We start from the raw sequence: 6,902 nt of genomic DNA, 5'->3' as shown, positions 1-6,902 counted from the left end.
GGTTCTCCTTACTGGCCACAGGTTCAGTGCCGCGATGAGGCCAGTACGGTTCTCCTTACTGGCCACAGGTTCAGTGTCCCGATGAGGCCAGTACGGTTCTCCTTACTGGCCACAGGTTCAGTGCCGCGATGAGGCCAGTATGGTCCTCCTTACTCCGGCCAATGCCAGGCCGGCGCATCCAGAATCCCCTGGCCAACGATCCGGGTTTCGCCCATCACCTTCTCCAGCACAATCGAATTGCACGCCTCATCCTGCTGCAACGCCGCGATCAAGCGGCTGGCATGGGACACCACCCACACCTGGCAATGCTTTGAAGCTTCGATAATCAAGCGCGCCAATGCGGGCAAAAGGTCCGGATGCAGGCTGGTTTCCGGCTCGTTCAGCACCATCATGGTCGGTGGCCGTGGCGTCAGCAGCGCGGCGATCAGCAGCAAGTAGCGCAAGGTGCCGTCCGACAATTCCGCCGCCGACAAAGGGCGCAGCAAGCCTTCCTGGTAAAACTCGACTGCAAAGCGCCCGCCCTGCAAGGGTTGGATGCTCAAGCGCGCGCCCGGGAATGCATCGCTCACGGCGTGCTGCAAGGCCTCGGTGTCGCCCACTTCGCGAATCGTCTGCAACGCTGCGGCCAGGTCCCGACCGTCGTGATGCAGCACCGGCGTGCGCGTGCCTAATTGGGGTTGGCGTACCGGCGCATCCGCATCGCTGCGAAAGTGATCATAAAAGCGCCAGCCACGGATGCTTTCGCGCAGCAGCAACACTTCCGGCGAGCCGCGCAAGTTACCCACCTGATCGAACAGGCTGTGATAGTTGGGCGTGTGTTGGGCCAGTACATCCCAGGCGCGGCCGTCACGCGCCCGCACCATCGGCCCGGAACGTTGAACCAGCAGGCTGGCCGGGCGGTAGAGGGGGCCGGCCCAGATACATTCCTTTTTGATTTCCGGGTCCAGTGTGAATGCGCTGCCGGGAACCGGGATGGGCATGCCCAGGGAAATGGCGTAACTGAAATCCTCCCCGGCAAAGCCCAGGCGCAAGCGTTTGACACCTTGGGCCACGACCGGCTCTACCGGCACTTCACCGTTGTGCATGCGCCGGCTGACGTTCTCCGGCCCGGCCCAGAACGTCGAGTCCAGCCCGCCTTCCCGGGCCAGGGCATTGATTACCCCGCCCTGGGCGGTTTCCGCCAGCAGGCGCAGGGCGCGATACAGGTTGGACTTGCCACTGCCGTTGGGGCCTGTGACCAGGTTCAGTCGGTCCAGGGGCACCACCAATTTGTTGATCGAGCGGTAATTGGCCACCGCGAGGGTCTTGAGCATGGCAATGAGTCGGTATGGGAACCATTGAAGTATGGGATCCTGCATCCGAATAAGGAACCCTGAACTAAGCTCACAGTCGCATGCACACTGGCACGTCGGCATCAGCAAAAGGAGCCTGCATGGGCGGTCGAATTTCGTCATTTTTACTTGGATTTGGCTTACTGACGCTGCTCGTCGGCTGTGGCCAGGAAAAGTCCGAGCCCAAAGCCCATTCCAGGGTATTCGTGCAAACCGTGCAGCCGGCGGATTTCGCCGCAGCGGTCACGCTGACGGGGGATATTCAGGCGCGCGTGCAAACCGATTTGTCCTTTCGCGTGGGTGGCAAGATCATTCAGCGCATGGTCGACGTCGGAGACCGGGTGACGGCCAGGCAAGTGCTGGCCAAGCTCGACCCCAAGGACCTGCAGACCAACGTCGACTCCGCCCAGGCCCAGGTCGTGGCCGAGCAGGCGCGTGTCAAGCAGACGGCCGCCGCGTTCGTGCGCCAGGAAAAACTCTTGCCCAAAGGCTACACCAGCCGCAGCGAATACGATGCCGCCCAAGCCGCGCTGCGCAGCAGCCAGAGCGCCCTCGCCGCCGCCCAGGCGCAGTTGGCCAGCGCCCGTGAACAACTTGGCTACACCGCGCTGGTCGCCGACGCGCCGGGCATTATCACGGCGCGCCAGGCTGAAGTCGGCCAGGTCGTACAAGCCACCGTGCCCATCTTCAGCCTGGCCCGCGATGGCGAGCGCGACGCGGTGTTCAACGTTTACGAATCGCTGCTGGTGGAGCCGCCGTCGGACGCGCCGATTACCGTCAGCCTGCTGGACAACCCGAGCATCAAGGCCGTGGGCAAAGTTCGCCAAGTCACCCCTGCCGTGGCCGCCAATACCGGTACCGTGCAAGTGAAGATCGCCCTGCAAAGCCTGCCCAAAGGCATGGAGCTGGGCTCGGTGGTGAGCGCCACCGCCAATGGCCCGGCCAAGGCCAGCATCGAGTTGCCGTGGTCGGCCTTGACCAAGGACCTCAGCGAACCCGCCGTGTGGCTGGTGGACGGCGACGGCAAGGCGCAGCTGCACAAGGTCACGGTAGCGCGTTACCTCACCGGCAAAGTGATTATCGGCGACGGCCTCAAAGGCGGCGAAAAAGTCGTGGTGGCCGGTGGGCAATTGCTGCACCCCGGCATGCTTGTCGAAATCGCTCAGCAAGGAGAGCAGCCATGAGGCAACTGTCGGTTATCGTCGCCGCCAGCCTCTTGCTGATGGCCTGCTCCAAGGAAGAGGCGCCGCCCGAACCGGTGCGCCCGGTGCTGTCCATGGAAGTGAAGGCCGAAGACCAGGAAAACCTCGGTCGCTTTGCCGGCACCATCCAGGCCCGCTACGAAAGTAACCTGGGTTTCCGCGTACCTGGCCGTATCGCGCGTCGCGTTGTGGACGTGGGCGCGGAGGTGGAGAAGGGCGCCTTGCTCGCCGTCCTCGACCCCACCGACCAGCAAAACCAATTGCGCGCCGCCCAGGGCGACCTGGCGCGCGTGCAGGCACAGTTCATCAATGCCCAGGCCAATGCCCGCCGCCAACAGGAGCTGTTCAACCGTGGTGTCGGCGCCCAGGCTCAGCTCGACATGGCCCAGACGGACCTGAAAACCACCCAGGCGACCCTTGACCAGGCCCGCGCCTCGGTCAATCAAGCCAAAGACCAGCTCAACTACGCCGAACTGCGCACCGACCACGCCGGCATCGTGACCGCCTGGAATGCCGAGGCCGGCCAGGTGGTCAGCGCCGGTCAGCAAGTGGTCACCCTGGCCCGGCCGGACATCAAGGAAGCGGTGATCGACCTGCCCGCCGGCCTTGCCGAGCGCCTGCCCGCGGATGTGGTGTTCCTGGTGGCCGGGCAACTGGACCCCAGCGTGCATACCACCGCCATCGTGCGCGAGATCGAGCCCCAGGCCCAAAGTGCCACGCGCACCCGGCGTGCGCGCTTGAGCCTGACTGAAACCCCCGCCGCCTTCCGCCTCGGCACCGCCATCAGCGTGACCTTGAGCAGCGCCATCGCGCCGCGTATCGAGCTGCCGTTGAGCGCCTTGCAGGAAGTCGACGGCAAGACCCGCATCTGGCTGCTCGACACCCAGAGCCAGACGGTGCAACCGCGTGACGTCACGGTCGTCAGCCGGGATGCCGACCGCGCCGTGCTCAACGGCAGCGTCAAACCCGGCGAGCGTATCGTCACCGCCGGTGTGAACAGCCTGAAACCCGGGCAAAAAGTCAAAATCGACGAGGACAGCCCGCGATGAAAGGACGCTTCAATTTATCCGACTGGGCCCTCAAGCATCAGTCCTTCGTGTGGTACCTGATGTTCGTCGCGCTGCTGATGGGCGTGTTCTCGTACATGAACCTGGGCCGTGAAGAAGACCCCTCGTTCACCATCAAGACCATGGTGATCCAGACCCGCTGGCCGGGTGCGACCCAGGAAGAAACCCTCAAGCAGGTCACCGACCGCATCGAGAAAAAACTCGAAGAACTCGACTCCCTTGATTACGTGAAAAGCTACACCCGGCCGGGCGAGTCCACGGTGTTCGTGTTCCTCAAGGACACCACCAGCGCCAAGGCCATTCCGGAGATCTGGTACCAGGTTCGCAAGAAGATCGACGATATTCGCGGCACCTTCCCCCAAGGCTTGCAAGGGCCGTCATTCAACGATGAATTCGGTGACGTGTTCGGCTCGGTGTATGCCTTTACCGGCGATGGCCTGTCGATGCGCCAGCTGCGCGACTACGTGGAGCAGGTGCGCGCCGAGATCCGCTCGGTGCCGGGGCTGGGCAAGGTCGAGATGATCGGCCAGCAGGACGAAGTGATTTACCTGAATTTCTCCACGCGCAAACTGGCGGCCCTGGGCATTGACCAGCGCCAGGTCGTACAAAGCCTGCAATCGCAGAACGCGGTAACGCCCGCCGGGGTGATCGAGGCCGGGCCGGAGCGGATTTCCGTGCGCACCTCGGGGCAGTTCGCCTCGGAGAAGGACCTGGCCAACGTCAACCTGCGCCTCAATGACCGTTTCTATCGCTTGGCCGACATTGCCGACATCAGCCGTGGCTACGTCGACCCGGCGCGGCCGATGTTCCGTTTCAACGGCAAGCCGGCGATCGGCTTGGCGATTGCGATGCAGAAGGGCGGCAATATTCAGTCGTTCGGCAAGGCGCTGCACGGGCGCATGGACGAGCTGACCGCCGACCTGCCGGTGGGCGTCGGCGTGCACAAAGTTTCCGACCAGGCCGAAGTGGTGGAAGAGGCCGTTGGTGGCTTTACCAGTGCGTTGTTCGAAGCGGTGATCATCGTGCTGGTGGTGAGCTTTATCAGCCTGGGCATGCGTGCCGGGCTGGTGGTGGCGTGCTCGATTCCGTTGGTGCTGGCGCTGGTGTTCGTGTTCATGGAATACAGCGGCATCACCATGCAGCGGGTGTCGTTGGGCGCCTTGATCATCGCCCTCGGCCTGTTGGTGGACGATGCGATGATTACCGTGGAGATGATGATCACACGCCTGGAAAAAGGCGAAACCAAGGAGCAGGCCGCGACCTACGCCTACACCTCCACGGCGTTCCCGATGCTCACCGGCACGCTGGTGACGGTGGCCGGTTTCGTGCCGATCGGGCTCAACGCGAGTTCGGCGGGCGAGTACACCTTCACGCTGTTCGCGGTGATCGCCGTGGCGATGTTGGTGTCGTGGGTGGTCGCGGTGCTGTTCGCGCCGGTGATCGGCGTGCATATCCTCAGCGCCAAGGTGAAGCCGCACGACGCCGAACCGGGGCGCATCGGCCGCGCCTTCAATGGCGGCATGCTCTGGGCGATGCGTAACCGCTGGTGGGCCATCGGCATCACCGTGGGGTTGTTCGCGGCCTCGGTGTTTTCCATGCAGTTCGTGCAGAACCAGTTCTTCCCGTCGTCGGATCGCCCGGAGATCCTGGTGGACCTGAACCTGCCGCAGAACGCCTCGATCAATGAAACGCGCAAAACCGTCGACCGCCTTGAAGCCATCATCAAGGATGACCCGGACATCGCTCGCTGGAGTACCTACATCGGCCAGGGTGCGATCCGTTTCTACCTGCCGCTGGACCAGCAACTGGAGAACCCGTACTACGCGCAGTTGGTGATTGTCAGCAAGGGCCTGGAAGAGCGCGGCGAACTGATCGCGCGGCTGCAGAAGCGCCTGCGCGATGATTTCGTCGGCATCGGCAGTTTCGTGCAGCCGCTGGAAATGGGCCCGCCGGTGGGGCGCCCGATCCAGTACCGCGTGTCCGGCAAAGACACCGACCAGGTGCGCAAGCACGCCATCGAACTGGCGACCTTGCTCGACCAGAACACCCACCTGGGCGAGATCATTTACGACTGGAACGAACCGGGCAAAGTCTTGCGTGTCGACATCGCCCAGGACAAGGCGCGGCAACTGGGGCTGTCGTCGGAAGACGTGGCGCAGTTGATGAACAGCGTGGTCAGCGGCGCCTCGGTGACCCAGGTGCACGACGATATTTACCTGATCAACGTGGTCGGCCGCGCCGAAGACGCCGAGCGCGGTACGCCGGAAACCTTGCAGAACCTGCAGATCGTCACGCCCAACGGCACCTCGATTCCGTTGCTGGCCTTCGCTACCGTGCGCTATGAGTTGGAGCAGCCGCTGGTGTGGCGACGCGACCGCAAGCCGACGATCACCATCAAGGCTGCGGTGCGCGACGAGATGCAGCCGACCGACCTGGTCAAGCAGCTGGCGCCGACTATCCAGAAGTTCAGCGAGGGCCTGCCGGTGGGTTACAAAGTCGCCACCGGCGGTACCGTGGAAGAAAGCGGCAAGGCCCAGGGCCCGATTGCCAGCGTGGTGCCGTTGATGCTGTTCCTGATGGCCACTTTCCTGATGATCCAGCTGCACAGCGTGCAGAAGATGTTCCTGGTGGCGAGCGTCGCGCCCCTGGGGCTGATCGGCGTGGTGCTGGCGCTGATTCCCACGGGCACGCCCATGGGCTTTGTGGCGATTCTGGGCATCCTGGCATTGATCGGCATCATCATCCGCAACTCGGTGATTCTGGTGACGCAGATTCATGAGTATGAAGTGGCCGGCTACACGCCCTGGGATGCGGTGGTGGAAGCGACCGAGCATCGGCGCAGGCCGATTCTGCTCACCGCTGCGGCAGCGAGCCTGGGCATGATCCCGATTGCGCGGGAAGTGTTCTGGGGGCCGATGGCCTACGCGATGATCGGCGGGATCATCATCGCCACCTTGCTGACGTTACTGTTTTTGCCGGCGCTCTATGTGGCCTGGTACAAAATCCGCGAACCCAAGCAGGAAGATCAGCAGCAACGCGGTTAAACAATGTGGGAGCGGGCTTGCTCGCGAAGGCGGTGGGTCAGTCAGGATGAGTCGGCTGACCCTCCGCTTTCGCGAGCAAGCCCTAATGCCGGTCAGTTAAGCGCTAAAGCAGAAAAGCCTGCGACCTGTGGCGAGGGAGCTTGCTCCCGTTGGGGCGCGAAGCGGCCCCAAAAATGGGACTGCTACGCAGTCCAGCGGGAGCAAGCTCCCTCGCCACAGGGACCGGTTCTGTCTTAACTGACTGGCATTAGAGCAAGC

At 63.3% G+C, this 6,902-nt stretch carries 4 protein-coding genes; 3 read left to right on the top strand and 1 reads right to left on the bottom strand.

The window, feature by feature from the left end:
* Positions 1-149: 149 nt before the first annotated feature.
* The gene (locus Q1V60_RS01500; protein WP_300626898.1) at positions 150-1,313 is read right to left on the bottom strand and encodes an AAA family ATPase; all 1,164 of its coding nucleotides are present in this window, start codon (positions 1,311-1,313) and stop codon (positions 150-152) included.
* 119 nt (positions 1,314-1,432) lie between these two features.
* On the opposite strand from Q1V60_RS01500, the gene Q1V60_RS01495 reads away from it, so the two are divergent.
* From Q1V60_RS01495 to Q1V60_RS01485, 3 genes are read left to right on the top strand one after another with little or no spacing between them, the layout of a single operon-like run.
* Complete coding sequence (locus Q1V60_RS01495) at positions 1,433-2,515, top strand: efflux RND transporter periplasmic adaptor subunit (protein ID WP_300626897.1); 1,083 nt, start codon at positions 1,433-1,435, stop codon at positions 2,513-2,515.
* Positions 2,512-3,582, top strand: coding sequence for an efflux RND transporter periplasmic adaptor subunit (locus Q1V60_RS01490; RefSeq protein WP_300626896.1), 1,071 nt, complete (start codon positions 2,512-2,514; stop codon positions 3,580-3,582). The genes Q1V60_RS01495 and Q1V60_RS01490 overlap by 4 nt, the downstream gene beginning before the upstream one ends.
* Positions 3,579-6,644, top strand: a complete 3,066-nt coding sequence (locus Q1V60_RS01485) for an efflux RND transporter permease subunit (RefSeq protein ID WP_300626895.1) — start codon at positions 3,579-3,581, stop codon at positions 6,642-6,644. Before Q1V60_RS01490 ends, Q1V60_RS01485 begins: the two co-directional genes overlap by 4 nt.
* The last annotated feature ends 258 nt before the right edge of the window (positions 6,645-6,902 follow it).

It is taken from the genome of Pseudomonas sp., from assembly GCF_030147005.1.
Lineage (GTDB): Bacteria > Pseudomonadota > Gammaproteobacteria > Pseudomonadales > Pseudomonadaceae > Aquipseudomonas.
Note: the sequence above shows the minus strand (reverse complement) of the source record. Positions and strands in the feature narration are given on the sequence as shown.